The 19657-nt window shown below is 72.0% G+C and carries 16 protein-coding genes; 3 read left to right on the top strand and 13 right to left on the bottom strand.

All coding sequences use genetic code 11. The features are described 5' to 3' along the window. Window positions 1-83: 83 nt before the first annotated feature. From AB0B48_RS21755 to AB0B48_RS21715, 9 genes are all read right to left on the bottom strand, one after another. Window positions 84-1091 carry a cation diffusion facilitator family transporter gene (locus AB0B48_RS21755; protein ID WP_357204245.1) on the bottom strand — a complete coding sequence of 336 codons (1008 nt, stop codon included), beginning with the start codon at window positions 1089-1091 and terminating at the stop codon, window positions 84-86. A gap of 67 nt (window positions 1092-1158) precedes the next feature. Further along, complete coding sequence (locus tag AB0B48_RS21750; protein WP_357204243.1) at window positions 1159-2355, bottom strand: SIS domain-containing protein; 1197 nt, start codon at window positions 2353-2355, stop codon at window positions 1159-1161. Then, window positions 2352-2537: a Trm112 family protein gene (locus AB0B48_RS21745; RefSeq protein WP_091394023.1), complete on the bottom strand. Its 186-nt coding sequence runs from the start codon at window positions 2535-2537 to the stop codon at window positions 2352-2354. The genes AB0B48_RS21750 and AB0B48_RS21745 overlap by 4 nt, the downstream gene beginning before the upstream one ends. 61 nt (window positions 2538-2598) lie before the next feature. After that, a complete protein-coding gene (locus tag AB0B48_RS21740) occupies window positions 2599-3984 on the bottom strand; it encodes a phosphomannomutase/phosphoglucomutase (protein WP_355005567.1) in 1386 nt (461 codons plus the stop codon). A gap of 69 nt (window positions 3985-4053) precedes the next feature. Beyond that, window positions 4054-5115 carry a hypothetical protein gene (locus AB0B48_RS21735; RefSeq protein WP_357204240.1) on the bottom strand — a complete coding sequence of 354 codons (1062 nt, stop codon included), beginning with the start codon at window positions 5113-5115 and terminating at the stop codon, window positions 4054-4056. 611 nt (window positions 5116-5726) lie between these two features. After that, the gene (locus tag AB0B48_RS21730) at window positions 5727-6167 is read right to left on the bottom strand and encodes a hypothetical protein (protein ID WP_357204238.1); all 441 of its coding nucleotides are present in this window, start codon (window positions 6165-6167) and stop codon (window positions 5727-5729) included. Continuing rightward, window positions 6167-10510 (bottom strand): toxin glutamine deamidase domain-containing protein, encoded by a 4344-nt coding sequence (locus AB0B48_RS21725; protein ID WP_357204236.1) that lies wholly within the window; start codon window positions 10508-10510, stop codon window positions 6167-6169. Before AB0B48_RS21725 ends, AB0B48_RS21730 begins: the two co-directional genes overlap by 1 nt. A gap of 16 nt (window positions 10511-10526) precedes the next feature. After that, window positions 10527-10859 carry a hypothetical protein gene (locus AB0B48_RS21720; protein WP_355005572.1) on the bottom strand — a complete coding sequence of 111 codons (333 nt, stop codon included), beginning with the start codon at window positions 10857-10859 and terminating at the stop codon, window positions 10527-10529. Continuing rightward, window positions 10856-11353, bottom strand: coding sequence for a YbaB/EbfC family nucleoid-associated protein (locus tag AB0B48_RS21715; protein ID WP_357204233.1), 498 nt, complete (start codon window positions 11351-11353; stop codon window positions 10856-10858). Before AB0B48_RS21715 ends, AB0B48_RS21720 begins: the two co-directional genes overlap by 4 nt. Window positions 11354-11356: 3 nt before the next feature. On the opposite strand from AB0B48_RS21715, the gene AB0B48_RS21710 reads away from it, so the two are divergent. Then, entirely contained in the window at window positions 11357-12604 is a 1248-nt protein-coding gene (locus AB0B48_RS21710) for an SUKH-3 domain-containing protein (RefSeq protein WP_357204231.1), read from the top strand. On the opposite strand, the gene AB0B48_RS21705 is transcribed toward AB0B48_RS21710, so the two are convergent. Next, the gene (locus AB0B48_RS21705; RefSeq protein ID WP_357204229.1) at window positions 12601-14040 is read right to left on the bottom strand and encodes an aldehyde dehydrogenase family protein; all 1440 of its coding nucleotides are present in this window, start codon (window positions 14038-14040) and stop codon (window positions 12601-12603) included. The two genes, AB0B48_RS21710 and AB0B48_RS21705, sit on opposite strands and share 4 nt — an antisense overlap. A gap of 142 nt (window positions 14041-14182) precedes the next feature. Between AB0B48_RS21705 and AB0B48_RS21700 the strand changes: the two genes are divergently transcribed. Further along, window positions 14183-15619, top strand: a complete 1437-nt coding sequence (locus AB0B48_RS21700) for a gamma-aminobutyraldehyde dehydrogenase (RefSeq protein ID WP_357204227.1) — start codon at window positions 14183-14185, stop codon at window positions 15617-15619. 3 nt (window positions 15620-15622) lie between these two features. Continuing rightward, the gene (gene gabT / locus AB0B48_RS21695; RefSeq protein ID WP_357204225.1) at window positions 15623-16894 is read left to right on the top strand and encodes a 4-aminobutyrate--2-oxoglutarate transaminase; all 1272 of its coding nucleotides are present in this window, start codon (window positions 15623-15625) and stop codon (window positions 16892-16894) included. A gap of 63 nt (window positions 16895-16957) precedes the next feature. On the opposite strand, the gene AB0B48_RS21690 is transcribed toward gabT, so the two are convergent. The 3 genes from AB0B48_RS21690 to AB0B48_RS21680 are packed head-to-tail and all read right to left on the bottom strand — an operon-like array spanning window position 16958 to window position 19488. Beyond that, window positions 16958-17632, bottom strand: a complete 675-nt coding sequence (locus AB0B48_RS21690; RefSeq protein WP_357204223.1) for a hypothetical protein — start codon at window positions 17630-17632, stop codon at window positions 16958-16960. Between the two features lie 57 nt (window positions 17633-17689). Then, window positions 17690-18367 (bottom strand): M15 family metallopeptidase, encoded by a 678-nt coding sequence (locus tag AB0B48_RS21685; protein ID WP_357204221.1) that lies wholly within the window; start codon window positions 18365-18367, stop codon window positions 17690-17692. Continuing rightward, entirely contained in the window at window positions 18364-19488 is a 1125-nt protein-coding gene (locus tag AB0B48_RS21680) for a D-alanine--D-alanine ligase family protein (RefSeq protein ID WP_357204219.1), read from the bottom strand. The genes AB0B48_RS21685 and AB0B48_RS21680 overlap by 4 nt, the downstream gene beginning before the upstream one ends. Between the last annotated feature and the right edge of the window lie 169 nt (window positions 19489-19657).

Raw genomic sequence — 19657 nt, 5'->3', positions numbered from 1 at the left:
ACCGCTCGCCCCTGGAGGAGGGCGATGGCCGAGCGCGAGCCCCAGGCGTAGTCCCGGATCGGCCCGTACAGTGGCTCCACGCGTCAGCCCCCGGGCCGCCCGGCCGGCTCGCCCGACGTGTCCTGCGGCTGCGGCACCGCGGTGTCGGCCGCGGCACCGGTGCCGGCCTCGGCGGCAGCGGTGCTGTAGACGTCCGGCTCCAGATAGATCACCCGGGCGATCGGCACCGCGGCGCGGATCCGCGCCTCGACGGCGTTGATGCCACGGGCCAGGTCGTGGGCGCTCTCCCACTCCGGAACGGCGATCTTGGCGGCCACCATCAGCTCTTCCGGGCCCAGGTAGAGCGTCTTCATGTGGATGATCCGCTCCACCTCGGGGCCGTCGGTGACGGCCCGCTCGATGGCAGCCAGCTCGGACGCCTCGGCGCCCTCACCGAGCAGCAGGCTCTTCGTCTCGATGGCCAGCACGACGGCGATGACCACCAGCAGGATGCCGATCATCGCGGTGCCGGCGGCGTCCCACTCGCCGTTGCCGGTGATCAGCGTCATGGTGACGCCGAACAGGGCGAACACCAGACCGACCAGGGCGCCGAAGTCCTCCAGGAGCACCACCGGCAGCTCCGGCGCCTTGGCCCGGCGGATGAAACGCACCCAGGACTGGTTGCCCCGGATGTGGTTGGACTCCTTGATGGCGGTCCGGAAGGAGAACGACTCCATGATGATCGCCAACACCAGCACGACCACCGGCAGCCAGTGCCAGGACTCGATGCCGCCCTTGTCATGCCACTTGTGGTACGCCTCGTAGAGCGCGAACAGGCCACCGATGCTGAACAGCACGATGGACACGATGAACGCGTAGATGTAGCGCTCCCGGCCGTACCCGAACGGGTGTTCCGGTGTGGCCGCGCGCTTCGCCCGCTTGCCGCCGAGCAGCAGCAGACCCTGGTTGCCGGAGTCGGCGACCGAGTGGACCGCCTCGGCCAGCATCGACGACGAGCCGGAGAGCAGGAACGCGATGAACTTGGTGACGGCGATGCCGACGTTGGCCAGCAGGGCGGCGACAATCGCCTTCGTCCCACCGTTGGCGCTCATGCCACCGCTCCGCTTCGCCGCACGAAGCCGCTCGGTCCGCGCATGATGCGCCGCCCCGTACGTTCGTTCACTGGTTCGACAGCTCCTTCATCTCGGTGATGGCCGGAACGGCCATCGGGTCCAACCCGTGTGCCAGAGCAAGGTAGATCGAGGCGAAATCCGGAACGGCGATCAGCGACGCCAGCCGCTCCAGGGCGGAGCCGCCCTCGGCGGTCACCACGTCGCACCGCACGCCACGGCGCTCCGCGAGGGTCTGCACCGCGTCCGCACGGCGCTCCTCGACGGCGAGCGGCTCGTCGGTGTCGTCCTCGGCGTTGAGCCCGCCGTCGCGCAGCAGCACCAGCCGCAGCCGGGTGCCCTCACCGTCGTCCTCGGCCGGGTCGGCGAAGATGTCCCGCTCCCCCTCGGCCAGGCCGCCGAAGACGCCGTCGAGCAGCCCGACCCGACCCCGCCCGGCCTCACCCAACGCTCCGGTGACCACCGGGTAGCGGGCGTTTGCCGACAGGGTGTCGCCGAACCGGCGGGCCGCCACCGTGGCCAGCGGGGACGAACCCCAGACGATGGGGATCGAGCCGGCCAGGCCCAGGGCCAGTGACTTCGCCGGGTTGACGAAGGACTCGGCCGCGGACCGGCAGCGGTCCGCGTCCGCGTCGAGCCGGGACGCGGTCTCGGCCAGGTCCGCCTCGTTGACCTTCACGAGCCCGAGGGAACGGGCGGCGAGCAGGACCGGCACCGTGAGCGCCCAGAGGCTGGCCCGGGCCGGGGCACGCCGGGGCACCGGGATGAACGGCGCCCGGGCCTGCTCGGCGATCGACTGCAACTGCGAATCCGGGGCACCCACGGCGACGAGTCGGGCACCACGGCGGTGGGCCGCCTCGGCGGCGCCGAGCGCCTCCGGGCTACGTCCGGACGCGCTCACCGCGATCACCACGTCGGCCGCGCCCACCCAACCGGGCACGCCGGCAGAGCGGTGCCCGATGATCGGGACCGGGCAGCGCGGGCCGGCGACAGTGGCCAGCACGTCACCGGTACGCCCGGCGGTGCCGATGCCGGCGATCACGACGGCTCGGGGCCGCCCGTCGTCGGCGAGCACCGCGAGGTTCGCCTCGGCTGCCAGTGCGGCGCTCTCGCGAACCTGCGCACCGGCCGACGCCGTGTGCCGGAGCATGCCGCCCGGGTCGGCCTCGGCCAACGCCTGCGAGTTGTCGAGCAGGGCCTCGTCGGCGTCACGGCGCCCACTGACCCCGGCCGTACCGTCGATCATGAGGACTGCCCGGGGCCGCCGCGCGCCTCGTCGAGCAGCAGCACCGGCACGTCGTCGCGGACCTCGAAGATCCGGCCGCACTCCGTGCAGGTCAACGTCTGCGCCTCGGCGTCATAGGTGAGCGGGGCGTGGTGCGTGTCCGGACAGGCAAGGATCTCCAGCAACTGCGGATCCAGGGCCATGGCACGGCTCCTTCCACGTGTACGGCTTGACCGACGGCGGTGCCGACCGGCGCAGGCGATCTTATCGGCGAACGCGGTCGAGCACGTCGTCCCGGAGCGAGACCATCCGATCCCGGGTGGGCGCCTCGACGTTGAGCCGCAGCAGCGGCTCCGTGTTGGAGGCGCGCAGGTTGAACCAGGCGCCGTCGGGGAAACGCAGGGTGAGCCCGTCCATCTCGTCAGCGACCGCGTCGGGATACGCGGCACGCACCTCGGCCACCGCCGCCGCCTGGTCGGTCACCGTCGAGTTGATCTCGCCGGAGGCGATGTAGCGCTCGTACTCACCGGCCAACACGGACAGCGGCAGCGACTGCTCACCCAGCGCGGCCAACGTGTGCATCGCGGCGAGCATCCCGGTGTCGGCGAACCAGAAGTCCCGGAAGTAGTAGTGCGCGGAGTGTTCGCCGCCGAAGACGGCGTTGGTGCGGGCCATCTCCGCCTTGATGAAGGAGTGCCCGACCCGGGCGACGACCGGCTTCCCACCGTGCTCCCGGATGATCTCCGCGACGGCGCTGGAGGTGATAAGGCCGTGGATCACCGTGGAACCCGGGTGCTTGGCCAGCTCACGGGCGGCGACGAGTGCGGTGATCGCCGACGGTGAGACCGGTTCGCCGCGCTCGTCCACCACGAAGCACCGGTCGGCGTCACCGTCGAAGGCCAACCCGATGTCCGCCCCGTGCTCGACCACAGCGCGCTGAAGGTCGACCAGGTTCGCCGGGTCGAGTGGGTTGGCCTCGTGGTTGGGGAAGCTGCCGTCCAACTCGAAGTAGAGCGGCACGATCTCCAGCGGCAGCGGCGACAGGGCCGCGTCGCCCAGCACCGTCGGAACGGTGAAGCCACCCATGCCGTTGCCGGCGTCGACGACCACCTTCAACGGCCGGATACCCGACAGGTCGACCAGCTTGCGCAGGTAGCCGGCGTAGTCGGGGAGCAGGTCGCGCCGCTCGGCGGGCCGGGTCGGCGCTCCGGCGGGACGAGCGTCGCCCGAGTCCAGGAGTGCCTGGGCCCGCTCCCGGATCTCGGCCAGGCCGCTCTCCTGGCCGATCGGGCGCGCGCCGGAGCGGCACATCTTGATGCCGTTGTACTGCGCGGGGTTGTGGCTGGCGGTGAACATCGCGCCGGGCAGGTCGAGCGAGCCGGACGCGTAGTAGAGCAGGTCGGTGGACGCGAGGCCGATCTCGATCACCGAGCGGCCCTCGGCGCGTACGCCGGTGGCGAACGCGGCGGCCAGGCCGGGCGAGGTGGCCCGCATGTCGTACCCGACGACGACGGCGTCGCCCGGCTCGTCGGTGGAGTTGAGCAGTTGGGTGAAGGCGGCGCCCAGTGCCTCGGCGGCCCGTTCGTCCCACTGGTCCGGCACCGTCCCGCGGACGTCGTAGGCCTTCACAATCTGGGACAGATCAGACACGTGTTCCACTCCTTGGCCGCAGGTTAGACACCGATCCTGAGCCTAACGGAGGGCCGGGCCGTCCTCCGCTCAGCCGGGGAGGCGGGGGATGAACACGGTGTGGCCGTCACCGTCGGTGGGCGGGTCACCGGGCTTCGGGCGGCCGTCGGGCCGGCCCGGCATCGGCTGGGTGGCCTCCGGCGCGGGGGTGTCCGGCCGGGCACCGTAAACCCCGCCGGTGGCGGGACGCGGTGACGGCACCGCACCACCCCAGCCGGCGGCCGGCGGCTGCTGGCCGTACACCTGACCGGGGCGACCGGGCGCGGCCGGCAACCCACCCCCGGCCCGGTAGGTGGTGCCGCCGGGGTTGCCCGGCAGGGTGTCGGGCGCCTCGTCGGACGGCTTGCGGTCCTGCCGTGAGCGGCGGAACAGCAGCACGATGAGCAGCAGCCCGACCGCCACCAGCACAATGCCGAAGTACATCACCGGCGATCCTCCCCCTGACGACTCAGCGGCGGTCGCCGTGGTGCTCGGCGCCGCGGAGACGCCGCCCTGCGCCGCCGGGTTCACCGCCTCGTCGACGGTCGCGACCTCGGTCGGGCTCGGAGTCGGCGACGGCGTCTTCGACCGCGACGGAGTCGGCGACGGAGTGACCCGCGCTCCGGTCAGCCGCGCCGCATCGGTGGCGCGACCCAGCGTCTGGCCAGAGGCGCTGATGCCCACGCCCGTGACCACGAGACGGCCACCCGGCGAACCCGCCGCGAACGCCACCCGGTAGCGCACCGTGATGCCCTTGCCCTTGCACAGCGTCGGCTTCAAGGGTGACGTCTGCGCTGTCGCCACGGTGCCGGTGCCGCCGGTGACGGCCACCGGGAACCAGCGCCCGCCCGCGTTGACCTCGACCGCCACCTGGTTCGGCTGGAGGCCCTGGAGGCTGAAGCCCAGCGCGGTACGCAGCAGGACACACCCGTCGGTGCGCTTGCGCACCGAGACGTTCACCCCCTGCGCGGAACCACCGGCGGCGAAGCTGCTGGCCGCGCCCACCCGGACCGAGTCCTGGTCGGCCAGCGCCGGTGACGCACCGAGCATCACCAGGCCGCCCGCAAGACCGCAGACCGCCGCGAGCCGTGCCACGCGTCGACGCACTGTCATGATTACCTCGCCGTTCTCCCCGGGTGGGGTCCGCCGGCCAGGCTACTACCGGCCCACCTGTCCCACCGGTCATAGAGCGCCCCGCATGTGTGCGGCGTTACGGTTTAGCGCCCCTCCCGCCGACCTCCCGACAGCCAGACTGACCAGCCAATCAGCGGGCGCGCTCCGCCTCGGCCAGGGCGTCACGGCACAGCCGGTCAGCGGTGCGGGTGGTCTCCGGCGGCGCGCGCCATGATCCACTCGGCTTCACGGAAGTCGGGTGGTCCCGCCGCCCCGGATGCCCCGACATCAATGAACCGGAGTCGATCACCCTCGACCTGAGGCACCGACGCCATCCCCGGCGGCCCCGCCCTCCTGGGCAGGATCACGGCCGGCCCGGCCCCTGATCGCACCCAGGCCGAGGGCGAAGGCAGTACAGAAGGCGATACCGAAGGCAACGCCACCCTTCGCACCGAACACGGGAATGCCGATCGCCAGACCGATCAGGAGGCCGACCGGCCAGGCCCAGACAGTGGACCTGACGCTCTGCGTACCAGATTTCGCCACGCGTCGATCTTATTCGGCCCCGCGAGGGCCCCGCGGATCGCTCCGACGCTCAGGCAAGCCCACGCCTACTGCGCTCTCCCGATGTCGGGGTCCGCGCCAGGATCGCCGGCCGCGCGAAGCTGCTCCTCGAACATGACGAACGTCCGCTGCCGAATCCCACGAATGAGCGCCTGCTCCTTCGGCGTCAGGTGACGATCCTCGGCCTTCGCCACGTCCCTGACCGCCTGCACCGTCTCGTAGAGAGCGAAGATCGGGCCTTCGCCCTCGAGATAGTGAGCCCGAAATCGCTCCACCTCCTGCACGAAGTCCTCAGGAGAGCGCCGGAATACTTCGCCCCCGATGTCGAAGACGATCTCGCTGAACAACTCGTTCTTCTCCTGCCAAGCGCCAGTGTCGATCGCGACACGCCAAACCCTGGCGCCGCCGTCAGGCGTCTCCACTATTTTCACCGGCGACTGGTAGTACAGGTAGTAGGACGGGAGCACCAGACCTGGCATTTGGGCCATCAAGCGTTCCCCTCGTAAGTCGACTGCAGCGCTTGCCAAAACAGCTGTTGTTCGCGACGGAGGATCCCGTCTGCAATCGCTCGCTCGCGCCTCGTCAACGCTCGACCCTCGATCCGGGCCAAGGCGTCCAGATCGCGGCGCACCTCATACAGCGCATGTTCCCAGACCGCGATCTCGTCGAGCGCTGCCAGGTGCAGGCGAAACTCCGCAAGGTGCCCGTTCCGGGTCCGCAGTACGAGTTGCACATCGCGGTAGCCGCTGTCCTCGGGAGACACGAACCGGTCCTGGCAACTTACGATCATGATGTCAGGGTGGTCGCGTATCCGCCCGAGTGCCGCGTAGAGGTCGTCGAGGTTGCGGAACTCGACCTTCGCGGCGGCCAGGTCGAGCAGCTTGGACGCATCGCCCTGGTGTTTGGCCACCTTGTCCTCAGCTCGACGACGATCCTTGGGCTGGGCACGCCATCCGGGCTCACCGACCCGACGATCACCGACAAGGGCTAGGGACGTCGCCAACTGATTCAGCTCCGCCTGAGCAACAGTTGCTGCCGCATAGAGATCGTCGAGGTAATGCTGCCGGTAGGAGGGGTCAGACTGCCGACGCTTCTCGAATCCCGGTTGGGTAGGTGGATCATCCGGAATCCGGATACTTGCGCTGATCCGCCGCTGGTCGTCCGTCAGTGGCGTTGGCTGTGGTTGATCCACACGATCAGCGGTTCCGGTTGTCTGTCCTGACACCCCGGGCCCCGCGGCTTCCTGCTGGGCGACGTCGTTCAGTACCTCGGCGAGGACGTCGATTGCCTGCTGATGGCTGGCCAGGTGATACAGGGTCAGCGGACGGGACGTCAGCGACGCCGCGAGTTCAGGCGTGGACTGGATCATGCGCGCCAGGTCCGGCTGCTGCACCAACTGGCGCACCAACTGCTCGGCCAGGTCGGGCTCGTTCGGGGGCGGCTCTCGTCGGGCGGCGTCGAGCGTGTCCCGGACCCGGTCGTCGGCGAACAGTCGCACGAGATCCCGCGCCGACGCTTCGTCCAGGCCCGGAACCAGCCGACGAAGGGTGGGGCTGTCGACCGCCGTCGCGAACTCCACGGGAGTCATCCCCGCCGCGAAAACGTCGTCCAGGCTGTTGGCCGACAGAACGGCGCGGGCACTACCGCCATCCGGTGTGGCGCTCGCTGGAACGTCAGCGTCGGGCGGCGGCGGGGCCGAGCCCGGGCCGTCGAGGAGCAGGTACATCCGGTTGATGTACGGGTCGCCGTGGCCGCCGTCGTCGCGCGTCGGCGGGTGATCCGGCAGGTCGGGCCGTTCGCTGAACCGGCCCCGGGGCAGTCCGCCGAGCGGCATCGGTCGGCCGTCTCCGCTCAGCACCAGCGCGTCGATGCCGACCACGTCGGGGTAGAGCGGCCGGTCCCGGACCACGCCGTTCTGTGGGTCCACGTAGAGCACTGTGCCGTTCTGGTTGAGCGCCACCCAGGCGTGCGAACCGCCGTGCGCCCACTCGGTGACCAGGAACGAGTAGCTGCCGTGCCCGCCCAGCAGCAGTTGGTCGTGCAGGTTGCGGTAGCCCCGGTCGGCGGCCTGCCGCGCCTGTGCGGAGTCCGTGCGTTGGCCGGACGCCGGGGCGAGGAGTTTCTGGAAGCGCCCGCCGGTCACGTCCTCCACCCGGCCCGGGCCGCCCGCCTCGCCACGGATGGGGCGTCGGATGTCACCGTCGAGGTAGCCGTCGAAGGTTCGTGGCGCCGACACGCGGGGGCGCCCGTGCACCCACGTCTCGAACAGCGACAGTGTGCAGTCCAGGCAGTTGATGCCCCGGGTGGCGTCGGCCGCGGGACCGCCGTCGTTGAGCAGCCCGAACCAGCCGCCGTGTCGGGGGTCGGCGGTGCGGGTGACGGTGCCGTCCGGTCCACGGGGCATCTGTCGTTCGACGTCGACCTGGTGCAGGGCGAGCGGTGGCCGGAGTCCTCCGGGCTGCCCGTACGGCCGGGAGTCGTCGATCGGCGGCGGATCGTCGTCGCCGGTGAGCATGGACGGGCCGGTGGTCTCCACCGCGCCGAGCGCGAGCGCGCCCACGTCCCGGTTGGCGTGTTCGAAGGTGGCGCTGATGTCCACGACCGGCGGGGCCGTGGTGCCGGCCAGCACCGCGTCTGCCAGGTCACGCCATTCGGCGTACGCGCGTGCTTCCTCGTTCGCGGCGCGCTGCCAGCCGTCGGCCCACTGCCGGTTGCCGGCCTGGTGCAGCTGACGGGCGTAGGTGGCGTACTCGACGGCTCGGCGATCGTGCTCCACGGCACGGGTGCGCAGTCGGGCGGCCTCGGACTGCCGGCGGTTGTTCTCGAACCCGATCCGCAGCGATTCGTAGTGGTCCTGGTAGCGCCGCCGCTCGGCGGCTTCCGCCGCTGCGGCCCACTGCGCCGCGTACGCGTCGTTGGTTTCGGGCTCGCGCACCGACGGGGCACCGAACGCGGCCACGTCGACGGGGATCGACGCCCTTCCCCGGGCGGGATGGTCGGGTGCCCGCACCGGTGCGGGCGTCTGCCGGGTCGGGACACGCGCCGGCACGGTGAATCGACCCACCACCGGCGGGGTGGAGGCGACCGGCAGCGGCCCGTTGGCGGTCGTCTGGGTGCCGTAGGTGATCGGTGCCGCCGGGCCTGGGGTCATCGTTGGTGCGGAGGGGCCGGTCGCCGGAGGCCAGGCGGTCGGTCCGGAGGTGGTGACGTGCGGGGAACTGCCGGGCTGAACCGGCGGCACACCGGTGGCAGCCGGCCCGCTGCCCGATTCGAGGGGACCGACCACGGGCGCGGACGCCGACGAAAGCCTCGGATCAGCACCCACCACAGATTGACTCGGATCACCTACCGCAGACGTGGCCGGGTTGGTGGTCGTCGCCGACAGCACGGGGTCGGCCGTGACCGGGTGCGGGACGCCCGATCTGTCGCCGAACGACCCACCCGTCTCGGAGGCGCCCGCCGCACTGTGCACCGCGTCCACGTCGGACAGCGCGCCAACCGGTGTCGGGGACGACGTGTGCGCGTCGGGCGCGACCGGAGACGCCGGCCCGGCTCCTCGTGACTGCTCGACAACCGGTGGTGTCGGCGCAGCCACCTGGTCCGGTGGAGTGGTCGCGACAGCCTCCGTCGCCTGCATCGGAACGCCCGCAGCAGTCACCGGACCACCCGAAGCCACACCACCGACAGCCCCCGCGGAAGGAGCACTCGCGGCAGACGAGACCCCGAAGGAGGGAGCCGCTCCGGTAGCGGCCGCATCTCCCGCGACGGGCAACACGGGCGGAAGGGAGGGGCCCGTGAAGGATGCTCCGGCGAGGGCGTTGGCCTGCGCGTCGAGCCGGGCGCGTAGCGCGTGGTCGGTCTGCCCGGTCGCCGAGCCGGTGGCCCCGGACGCGGCGGCGCGCGCCACGTCCTCCATCGAGGTCAGGCCCTGACCGGTGGCCAGGCTCGCCGCGCTGTCGGCGAGCACCTCGCCGGTCATCTCCCGCCCCAGGTGCTCCCCGACCTTCGCCGCCCGCCCGGTGGCGTGCCGGCCCAGGCCGGCCAGCGGTGCCACCGCCCCGCCGGCCAACCCGCCCACCGCCGACGCGCCGAGATCGGTCAGGTCCAGGCCGTGTGCCCGCCCGCTGGAGTTCTGGTACGCCTGGGTGGCCAGGGTGACCCCGGCCTCCTCGGTGGCCTCCTCCAGCCCGCCCCGGGCGGCCCGCTTGGCGAGCCCGCGTGCACCGCCTCGGGCGACCTCCTTGGCGGCCCGCTCGCCGGCCTCCTTGAGCCCGTGCTTGAGGGACTTGCTGGCCAGTTGGCCCATCAGCCGCTTGAAGATCTGTTGAACCAGCAGCCGGGTCGCGGTGATCGCCGCGCCGGCGGCCGGGGTTGCCGCACCGGCGGTCAGCACCGCCGCCACCGCAACGGTGAGCAACTCGATGACAAGAATGCCCAGCTCGATCCAGACTTCCAGCTTGGCGCCCTCGATGTCGCAACCGCACTCCTCGACCAGTCGGCCCAGGTCGGCCGTGACCGCGAGCAGCACGGGCAGCGGAGCGTCGGCGCCCTCGGCGATCCCCCGCCAGGCCGCCTCGAACGCCGCGTCGACAGCTCCGACGCCGCCGTACCCGTTGTGCACCTCGACGGCCGCCGTGGCGGCGTCGGCGTGCGGGCCGGCGAGCACGGAGGCAACCGAGTACCACTGGTCGGCGACGTCCCAGACGGCCCGCTCGTTGCCGTCCGGCCACTGCACGCCGACCACCCAGTCGAGGGCCTCGTAGATCCAGCCGGGCACGTCCCACGGCGCGTGGTCCAGGGGGTGCGGGATGGGGCTCGGCAGCACGCTCATCTCAGCTCGTCGGCCGTCAGCGCCGGTCGGCGGCCCGGCCGACCCGGGCGGCGTTGGCCCCGTCGGTCTGCACGCTCGCGTCGACCGCCTCGACCACGTCGCTGCCCAGCTCGGTGAGCCGGTGCCCGACGCCGGCCCAGGCCCGCAGCACGGTCTGCTCGAACCCGCGGTAGTTGCGCTCGAAGGCGGCGCCGATGTCGTCGCGACCCCAGGGCCGGGCACCGCTGGCGGCTTCGATCGCGCCCCCCTCCGCCGCACGACGGGCCGTCACCGCCTCGCCGGCGAGCGCCAGGTCGGCACCGCCCCGGCGGGCCCGGGACGGATCAAGCCAGAGCTGCCCGTCGGTCATGGCTTCGCCTCACCTGTGCCGAGGACGGCGTCGGCCCGACCGAGCAAAGTGGCGTAATCGCCGGTCTTGAGGAAGTCCGTCGCCCCGGAGCCGGCCGGCATGCTCTCGGCGACGAGGTCGCGGGTGGCGTCGGCGGCGGCGGTCGCGGCGGCCCGGATCGTCTCGGTGACCTTTCGGCCGAGCGCGTCAGCGTCGCGGTCCCGGTAGATGGCCGGCGTCAGCTCGACCTCGATCACCTGGCCCTGAGCGCCAACTGTCGCCGTCACCTGCCCGTCGGCCGACCGGCGGGTCACCCGCAGCGCGGCGAGTCGCGTCTGGAGGGTGTCCAAACCGGATCTGAGCTGCTGGTATTGCCCATAAACGTCGTCGAATCGGGCCCGTAGCTCGCGATTGACGCTCCGGTCCGCCTGTTCCCCCACCGCCGCCCTCCCGTCACCGTCGGTAGAGCGAAACAATACCGGCCGCCATCGATCCGCGTAGTCCGGTAGTTTCATAGCGTGATCGACCGTCAACAGGCCGAGCAGCTCGCCGCCACCTGGGCCCGCCGTGACTCGCAGCGTCTCGGTCACGAGTGCACTGCGATGGTCGACGAGTTCGACCTGGGGTGGGTCATCACGTCCGTCGTGCCCACCGAGGTGCCCACGGTGCCGGGTGACCTGCCGACGACGGTCATCGACAAGCAGACCGGCACTGTCACCACCTGGCCCCGGGTGCCGAGCGCTGTGGTGGCGGAGCTCTACCGGCGTAGCCGGCCCTCCGGGCCGACAGCCCTCCGCACTCTCGACCCGTCGAGCCTGCTGGTCCGGGAGATCCATCGGGGTGCCACCCCGAACACCGCCGCGCACCTGACCATCGACGGACGGATCTGGACGGCCCAGGGCACGAAGGCCGACGTGCCACTCAACCATCACCCGCTGGTCCGCGACTATCTCGACCAACTGCCGCCCGGCGAGTTGGTGCGCGGCGGGGCGTCTCACGCCGAGCTGATCGTGGTCTCCGACGTCCTGCACGAGTACGACCACCGCCGCGCCGCCGAGGGCATCGCGCCGATGGGGCGGGCCGAGGCAGCGGCGCTGCTGGAAAGGGCCCGCTTCGAGATCTTCCGGGTCCGCGAGCCGGGCGACCCCGCTGGCGGGCCCGCCGAACGGCCCTGCGACTCGTGCATCTCCTTCCTGGTCCGGGCGAACGTCCTCCCTGAGTCGGCTCGCGCCTGGACCGAAACCTGGAACGCGCCGCAGGCACCCGACCCCGATCCTGGGCGGTTCCCGGCGGAGGTCGCGAACGCGCTGGTCGCGGCCGGTTGGCAGCCACACATCGGGGATCAGATCATGGCCTCCGCCGCCGTCCGGGACGTCACGTCGGTGCCGGGGCGCAACCATCGGCACGAGGTCTTTCCCGCCGCGGTGGAGGCGCTCACCGCGTTCCCCAGTCTGGTCGGTGCGCGACGCGGCCGGGGCGAGCAGGTGTGGATCTCCCGTTTCGACATCCGCCCGCACACCGTCGCGCACACCGCCGACACCCTCGCGGACTTCGGCGCGGTGCTGGGCGTACGCCTCTTTCCGATCGGCACCGAGCAGCAGGACAGCATTCTGGCGGTGGACGAGCGCGGCCGGGTCTTCGCGCTCGACCAGTCCGGCGAGTGGTTCCTCGGCGACACCATCGACGCCGCGCTGACCACCCTGCTGCTCGGCCGCGCACCCGCCCGGGTGCGCGACGACGGCACCTGGCCGGCCGACCCGAGTTAGAGCGTGAGGCCGGTCAGCACCATGACCCGGGCCTCGGTGTAGTCGTCCATCGCGCTGCGCAGCCCTTCCCGGCCGACGCCGCTGCCCTTCACTCCGCCGTAGGGCATCTGGTCGGCGCGGTACGACGGCACGTCACCGATGATCACTCCGCCCACCTCCAGCGCGCGGGCGGCGGCGAAGGCCACATCCAGACGTCGTGTAAAGACGCCGGCCTGCAAGCCGTACGCCGAGTCGTTGACAGCTGCGAACGCGGCCTGGTCGTCGGCGACCGGGGTGACCACCAGCACCGGCCCGAACACCTCCTCGGCCACGACCTTGGCGTTCGCCGGCACGCCGGTGAGCACGGTCGGGGGGTAGGTCGCGCCGTCGCGGAGGCCGCCCACCTCGACGGTGCCGCCGGCGGCGACCGCCTCGGCCACCCACGTCTCGACCCGGCGGGCCGCGTCCTCGGACACCATCGGCCCGACGTCCGTCAGCTCGGACGCGGGGTCTCCGGTCCGGAGCCTCCGCACGGCCGCCACCAGCCGGGGCAGGAAGTCGGCGTGCAGGGCGTGGTGCACGTACACCCGCTGGACGGCGATGCACGACTGGCCGGCCTGGTAGTTGGCGAACGTCGCGATGCGCTGCGCGGCGAAGTCCAGGTCCTCGTCGGCGGTCCAGTCCGCGCAGAGCACCGCGGCGGCGTTGCCGCCCAACTCCAGCGTCACGTGCTTCTGCGGCGCGGCGCGGCGGATGGCCGCGCCGACCGGCCCGGAGCCGGTGAACGACACCACGGGTAGCCGGGGTTCGGTGACCAGTTCGGCGGCGCGGTCGTTGGGCAGCGGCAGCACCGAGAACATCCCGGCCGGGAGGTCGGTCTCGGCTAGCAGCTCGCCGAGCAGCAGCGCGGTCAGGGGCGTCGCGGGCGCGGGTTTGACGATGATCGGCGCGCCGACGGCGATGGCCGGCGCCACCTTGTGGGCGACGAGGTTGAGCGGGAAGTTGAACGGCGTGATGCCCAGCACCGGCCCGCGCGGCACCCTGCGGACCAGGGCGATCCGCCCCTCGGCGGCCGGGTCGGTGTCGAGTCGTTGCAACTCGCCGGAGAAGCGGCGGGCCTCCTCGGCGGCCCACCGGAAGGTCGACACCGCACGCCCGACCTCGGCGCGGGCCCACTTGAGCGGCTTGCCGTTCTCCGCGGTGATCAGGGCGGCGATCTCGCCCGCGCGCTCGGCGAGCCGCCGGGACACGTGGTCGAGGGCCGCCGCGCGGGCGTGCGCGGGCAGGGCCGCGGCCTGCGCGGCCACACCGGCCGCCGCGGCGACGGCGGCGTCGACCTGGTCGGGCGTGGCGAGTGTGGTACGCCCCACCGGGCGGCCGTCGTACGGGTGGTGGACTGTCACCTCACCCTCGCCGGTGGCGGGGCGGGAGGCGACGAAGATGGGTACGGGCTCCACGCGGAGCAGAGTAGCCGAGCGACCAGCCGACGGAAACAGTCGCGATAACCCTTGTCTGCCGCGAATTCAGTAGCGAAGATGGCAGAGAGATTGCGATAACCGCCGCAGAACCGTGCCCCCGGCCCCCTCGGAGTGATCCCTCATGAGTGACCAGCAGCAGCTGCGCAACTTCGTCAACGGCTCCTACGTCGACCCGTCCGATGGCGGTTACGCCGACCTGGTCGACCCCTGCACGGGTGAGGTGTTCGCCCAGGCCCCGGTCTCCGGCGCCGCCGACGTGGACGCGGCGATGAACGCCGCCGCCACCGCCTTCGAGAGTTGGCGGGAGGTCACCCCGGCCGAGCGGCAGCGGGCACTGCTCAAGCTCGCCGACGCCGTGGAGGCGCGCGCCGCCGAGCTGGTCGACGCCGAGGTGCGCAACACCGGCAAGCCCCGCCAGCTCACCGCCGAGGAGGAGCTTCCCCCGGCGGTGGACCAGTTCCGGTTCTTCGCCGGCGCCGCCCGGATGTTGGAGGGGCGGTCCGCCGGGGAGTATCTGGCCGGGCACACCTCCTACGTGCGGCGTGAGCCGATCGGCGTCTGCGCGCAGGTCACCCCCTGGAACTACCCGCTGATGATGGCGGTCTGGAAGATCGCCCCCGCGCTCGCCGCCGGCAACACAGTGGTGCTCAAGCCGTCGGACACCACCCCGGTGTCGACGCTGCTGCTCGCCGAGATCGCCGCCGAGTTCTTCCCACCGGGGGTGTTCAACGTGGTCTGCGGCGACCGGGACACCGGTCGTACCCTCGTGTCGCACCCGACCCCGCAGCTGGTGTCGATCACCGGCTCGACCCGCGCGGGCATGGAGGTGGCCGCCGCGGCGGCCCCTGACCTGAAGCGCACGCACCTGGAGTTGGGCGGCAAGGCCCCGGTGGTGATCTTCGACGACGCGGACGTGGCGGCGGCCGCCGAGGCCATCGCGATGGGCGGCTACTTCAACGCCGGGCAGGACTGCACGGCGGCTACCCGGGTGCTGGCCGGCCCCGGCGTCCACGACGACTTCGTGGCGGCGCTCGCCGAGCAGGCCCGCAACACGAAGACTGGCGCACCGGACGACGCCGACGTGCTCTACGGCCCCCTGAACAACGCCAACCAGCTCACCCGGGTCAGCGGTTTCGTGGACCGCCTGCCGGACCACGCGGCGATCCAGACCGGCGGGTCCCGGCAGGGCGAACGCGGCTACTTCTACGCGCCGACAGTGGTCTCCGGGCTGCGTCAGGCCGACGAGATCATCCAGGACGAGGTGTTCGGGCCGGTCATCACCGTGCAGCGCTTCTCCGACGAGGACGAGGCGGTGCGCTGGGCCAACGGCGTCGACTACGGCCTGTCCGCGTCGGTCTGGACGCGCGACCACGGCCGGGCCATGCGGATGACCCGTCGGCTCGACTTCGGCTGCGTCTGGGTCAACACGCACATCCCGTTCGTCTCCGAGATGCCGCACGGTGGCTTCAAGCACTCCGGGCACGGCAAGGACCTCTCGGTCTACAGCCTGGAGGACTACACCCGGATCAAGCACGTCATGCACAACCTGGGCAGCTGAGCCATGCCGTCGAGCGAGGAGCTGCACAAGCGGCGCGTCGACGCCGTGGCCCGAGGTGTCGGCAGTGTGATCCCGTCCTACGTGGACAGTGCGTCCGGCGGGACGATCACCGACGTGGACGGCCGGGAGTGGATCGACTTCGCCGCCGGCATCGCCGTGACCAGCGTGGGCAACTCGGCCCCGAGGGTGGTCGAGGCGGTCCGGGCGCAGGTGGAGCGGTTCACCCACACCTGCTTCATGGTCGCGCCGTACGAGTCGTACGTGGCGGTCTGCGAGCAGCTCAACGCGGTGACGCCCGGCGGGTTCGCGAAGCGCTCGGCGTTGTTCAACTCCGGCGCGGAGGCGGTGGAGAACGCCGTCAAGGTCGCCCGACACGCCACCGGACGGCCGGCGGTCGTGGTGTTCGACCACGCGTACCACGGCCGGACCAACCTGACCATGGCGTTGACCGCGAAGAACATGCCGTACAAGCACCGGTTCGGGCCGTTCGCCGGGGAGATCTACCGGGTGCCGATGTCGTACCCGCTGCGTGATGGTGGGCTCTCCGGCGCCGAGGCGGCGGCCCGGGCGATCGAGATGATCGAGAAGCAGGTCGGCGCGGAGAACGTCGCCGCGCTGCTCATCGAGCCGATCCAGGGCGAGGGTGGCTTCGTCGTACCCGCGCCGGGTTTCCTGCCCGCGCTGAGCGCGTGGGCGACGGCGGCCGGGGTGGTCTTCGTCGCCGACGAGATCCAGACCGGTTTCTGCCGTACCGGTGACTGGTTCGCCTGTCAGCACGAGGGCGTCGAACCCGACCTGGTGACCCTGGCCAAGGGCATCGCCGGTGGTCTGCCGCTGGCCGCGGTGACCGGTCGGGCCGAGCTGATGGACGCGGTGCACGTCGGTGGGCTCGGCGGCACGTACGGCGGCAACCCGATCGCCTGCGCCGCCGCGCTGGCCACCATCGAGACCATGCGCGAGCTGGATCTGGCCGGTGCGGCCCGACGGATCGAGTCGGTGCTGGTCCCCCGGCTACGGGCCATCGCCGAGCGGGATCCCCGGGTCGCCGAGGTACGCGGCCGCGGCGCGATGCTCGCCGTGGAGCTGGTGCTGCCGGGCACCCTCACCCCCGACCCGGCCGCCACGGCGGCGATCTCGGCGGCCTGTCACGCCGCCGGCCTGCTCACACTGACCTGCGGCACGTACGGCAACGTGCTGCGCTTCCTGCCCCCGCTGGTGATCTCCGACGGGCACCTCAACCGAGGCGCGGACATCCTGGACGCCACCTTCGGCTGAGCGGGCAGGGGCACGCCGCGACTGAGCGGGCAGGGGCCCGGTGTGCGGGCCCCTGCCCCGATGTCAGCGAAGCACCTCGACGGTGTTGCGGCGCACCAGGTTCTTGCCCGGCTCGCGGATCTGCTCCATGGCGGCGGAGTTGAGCAGCACGCAGCTACCCGACGGGCCGGTGATCGTCACAGTCGTCGCCCGGTTGTTGTCCAGGTTGGTCACCCGCAGCCGGGTGCCCACCGGGAACTGCCCACTGGTCGCCGCCGGACCGGCGGCCTCCTCGAAGAAGGTGATCGCCCCGGAGCACACCGACTGGGGCGCCGGGCCGGGCACGCCGGGAGACGCGACGCCGGGACGGACCGTGCCGGGGGCCGGGGCGCCGGCGGGCGGGGCCGCGCCGTCGACGCGTTCCACCACGTTGCGGCGGATCACGTTCTTGCCGGGCTCGCGGACCAGGTCCATGGCAGCGGCGTTGAGCAGCACGCAACTGCCCGACGGGCCGGTCACCGTCACAGTGGCCGCCCGGTTGTTGTCCAGGTTGGTCACCCGCAGCCGGGTCCCCACCGGGAACCGGTCGCTGGTCGCCGCCGGCGCCCCGCCCTCCGCGGAGAAGGTGACCGAACCGGAGCAGACCGACGACCGTGCCGGGGCCGTGTCGGCGAACCCGAAGCTGGTCCCCACCGACACGCCCACCGCGGCGAGCACCGCCACACTCGCTGCCAGCACGTGCCTGCGCTGCACCCTCATCGCCGTCACTCCCGTCCTCGGTGGTGTTCTTCACCCACCGGTACGGACCGGAGCGTCCTACCGTTCAGCCGGCACGGGTATCGATCGTGCGGCGGCCAGGTCCACCGGCCCGTACCGGGTGCTCGGGGCCCTGGTGATCAGCGCCCAGTAACGGTCGCCGTACGACCAGTGCCACCACTCGGTCGGGTAGTTGACCATCCCCGCGCCGCCGAGGGCGTCCACCATGATCTGCCGGTGCCGGCGGGCGGCGCCCCCGATCGTCGGCGCGTCAGTGAAGCAGGCGTCGGCGCTGTCCTCCGGTGTGGCGTCGATGGCAGTGCCCAGGTCCAGCTCCACACCGTCGTCGGTGCAGAGCGTCAGGTCCACCGCGCCACCCGTGCTGTGCGGGGCCACCTCGACCGGTGACACGAACTTCGTGGTCTCCCGGTGCAGCCGCTGCGGCGACCAGTCCGGGTGCCGCCGGCGCAGCTCGTCGCGGTAGCCGGTGAAGATGGCCAGTTGCGCCTGGTACGGCCGGTAGCCCTCGACCACCAGCAGCCGCAGCCCACCGGGCAGGGCACGCTGCGCGGCAAGCAGGCGGTCCACGACACCCGCGCGCAAGCGGGCGTACGCCCCGGCCGGGTCGGCCGCCCGGCCGTCGAGCCGCAACTCCGGCAACTCACGCAGGTCGACGAACTCCTCGCCGTCGTCGGCGCTGGGCACCGCCGCCACCCGGGGGTCGCAGAGCAGGATCATCGGATGCTCCCCGGCGTGCCCACCGACCGTTCCGCATGGCGGACCCGGGCCAACTCGACGAGCCGGTCCACCACCTCCCGGTAGCCGACCCCGACGGCGGCCCACACCTTCGGGTACATCGAGTGCGCGGTGAAGCCGGGCATCGTGTTCAGCTCGTTGACGTAGAGCTCACCGGCGTCGTAGAAGAAGTCGACCCGGGCCAGACCCCAACCGCCGATCGCGGCGAACGCGCGCAGCGACAGCTCGCGGACCCGCGCGGTCACCTCGCCCGGCAGCACGGCGGGAACGATCATCGGGTCGGCGTCGCCGAAGTACTTTTGCTGGTAGTCGAACCAGCCACCGCTGACCTGCACCTCGCCCACCGCCGACGCCTCGGGACGCCAGCCACCGAGCACCGCGCACTCCAACTCCCGGCCGACGACCCCCTGCTCCACAATGACGAGTTGGTCGTGGCGAAGCGCCTCCTCCACGGCGGCGGCCAGGTCGTCACCCTCGTCGACGCGGGAGATGCCGATCGACGAGCCCATGCTGGCCGGCTTGACGAACAGCGGCCGGCTCAGCCCGGTCACCAACTTCTCCGGGTCGTCGACCTCCCGGTAGGTGTGCGCGTCGAACGACACGTACGGGGTGACGGGGATGCCCTCGGCGCGCAGCGCCCGCTTCATCGCCACCTTGTTCATACCGACCGCCGAGGCGAGGATCCCGCACCCGACGTACGGCACGTTCAGTGACTCCAGCAGCCCCTGCACCACACCGTCCTCGCCGTACGGGCCGTGCAGCACCGGGAAGACCACGTCCAGCTCGGCGTGCACCGCGCCGGGGGCGTTACCGGCGGAAACCTGTACGACACCCCCACGCGGACCGGCCCGCAACTCGACGGCCGGCCCGGTCACCACCAACTGGTCGTCGATGGCCCGCTCGCCGGCCGGTCGGTCGCGCAACTCGGCCAGCAGCGCGTCGGGCATCAGCCGGAAGCCGCCGCTGCGGGTGACACCGATGGCCACAGTGCGGTAGCCGCCACCGGCGAGCGCCCGGGCCACCCCGAGCGCGGAGGCGCAGGAAACCTCGTGCTCCGCCGACGGCCCGCCGAACAGGATCCCGATCCGAACTGGCGCGCTCACGCCGCCACCCCTTCCTCAGCCAGGTCGGCCGATCGCGGGGCCATCAACCGGGCCACCAGCGCCGCCTCCACGTTCCCGCCGGTCAGCACCACGCCAACCGTCCGCTGCCGGTCGCTGTCCACAGCGGGAAGGTGATGGCGTCGCGCTCGCGGAACTTCGCCAGTTTCTC

The sequence above is a fragment of the Micromonospora sp. NPDC049089 genome (assembly GCF_040648775.1).
GTDB lineage: Bacteria > Actinomycetota > Actinomycetes > Mycobacteriales > Micromonosporaceae > Micromonospora.
This window is presented reverse-complemented; position numbering and strand designations above follow the sequence as displayed.

What these genes read in the sequence shown, in the direction of transcription:
- AB0B48_RS21755 (WP_357204245.1), bottom strand. Translation starts at nt 1,091, where the DNA reads ATGAGCGCCAACGGTGGGACGAAGGCGATTGTCGCCGCCCTGCTGGCC.
- AB0B48_RS21750 (WP_357204243.1), bottom strand. Translation starts at nt 2,355, where the DNA reads ATGATCGACGGTACGGCCGGGGTCAGTGGGCGCCGTGACGCCGACGAG.
- AB0B48_RS21745 (WP_091394023.1), bottom strand. Translation starts at nt 2,537, where the DNA reads ATGGCCCTGGATCCGCAGTTGCTGGAGATCCTTGCCTGTCCGGACACG.
- AB0B48_RS21735 (WP_357204240.1), bottom strand. Translation starts at nt 5,115, where the DNA reads ATGACAGTGCGTCGACGCGTGGCACGGCTCGCGGCGGTCTGCGGTCTT.
- AB0B48_RS21730 (WP_357204238.1), bottom strand. Translation starts at nt 6,167, where the DNA reads ATGGCCCAAATGCCAGGTCTGGTGCTCCCGTCCTACTACCTGTACTAC.
- AB0B48_RS21725 (WP_357204236.1), bottom strand. Translation starts at nt 10,510, where the DNA reads ATGAGCGTGCTGCCGAGCCCCATCCCGCACCCCCTGGACCACGCGCCG.
- AB0B48_RS21720 (WP_355005572.1), bottom strand. Translation starts at nt 10,859, where the DNA reads ATGACCGACGGGCAGCTCTGGCTTGATCCGTCCCGGGCCCGCCGGGGC.
- AB0B48_RS21715 (WP_357204233.1), bottom strand. Translation starts at nt 11,353, where the DNA reads ATGAAACTACCGGACTACGCGGATCGATGGCGGCCGGTATTGTTTCGC.
- AB0B48_RS21700 (WP_357204227.1), top strand. Translation starts at nt 14,183, where the DNA reads ATGAGTGACCAGCAGCAGCTGCGCAACTTCGTCAACGGCTCCTACGTC.
- gabT (WP_357204225.1), top strand. Translation starts at nt 15,623, where the DNA reads ATGCCGTCGAGCGAGGAGCTGCACAAGCGGCGCGTCGACGCCGTGGCC.
- AB0B48_RS21690 (WP_357204223.1), bottom strand. Translation starts at nt 17,632, where the DNA reads ATGAGGGTGCAGCGCAGGCACGTGCTGGCAGCGAGTGTGGCGGTGCTC.
- AB0B48_RS21685 (WP_357204221.1), bottom strand. Translation starts at nt 18,367, where the DNA reads ATGATCCTGCTCTGCGACCCCCGGGTGGCGGCGGTGCCCAGCGCCGAC.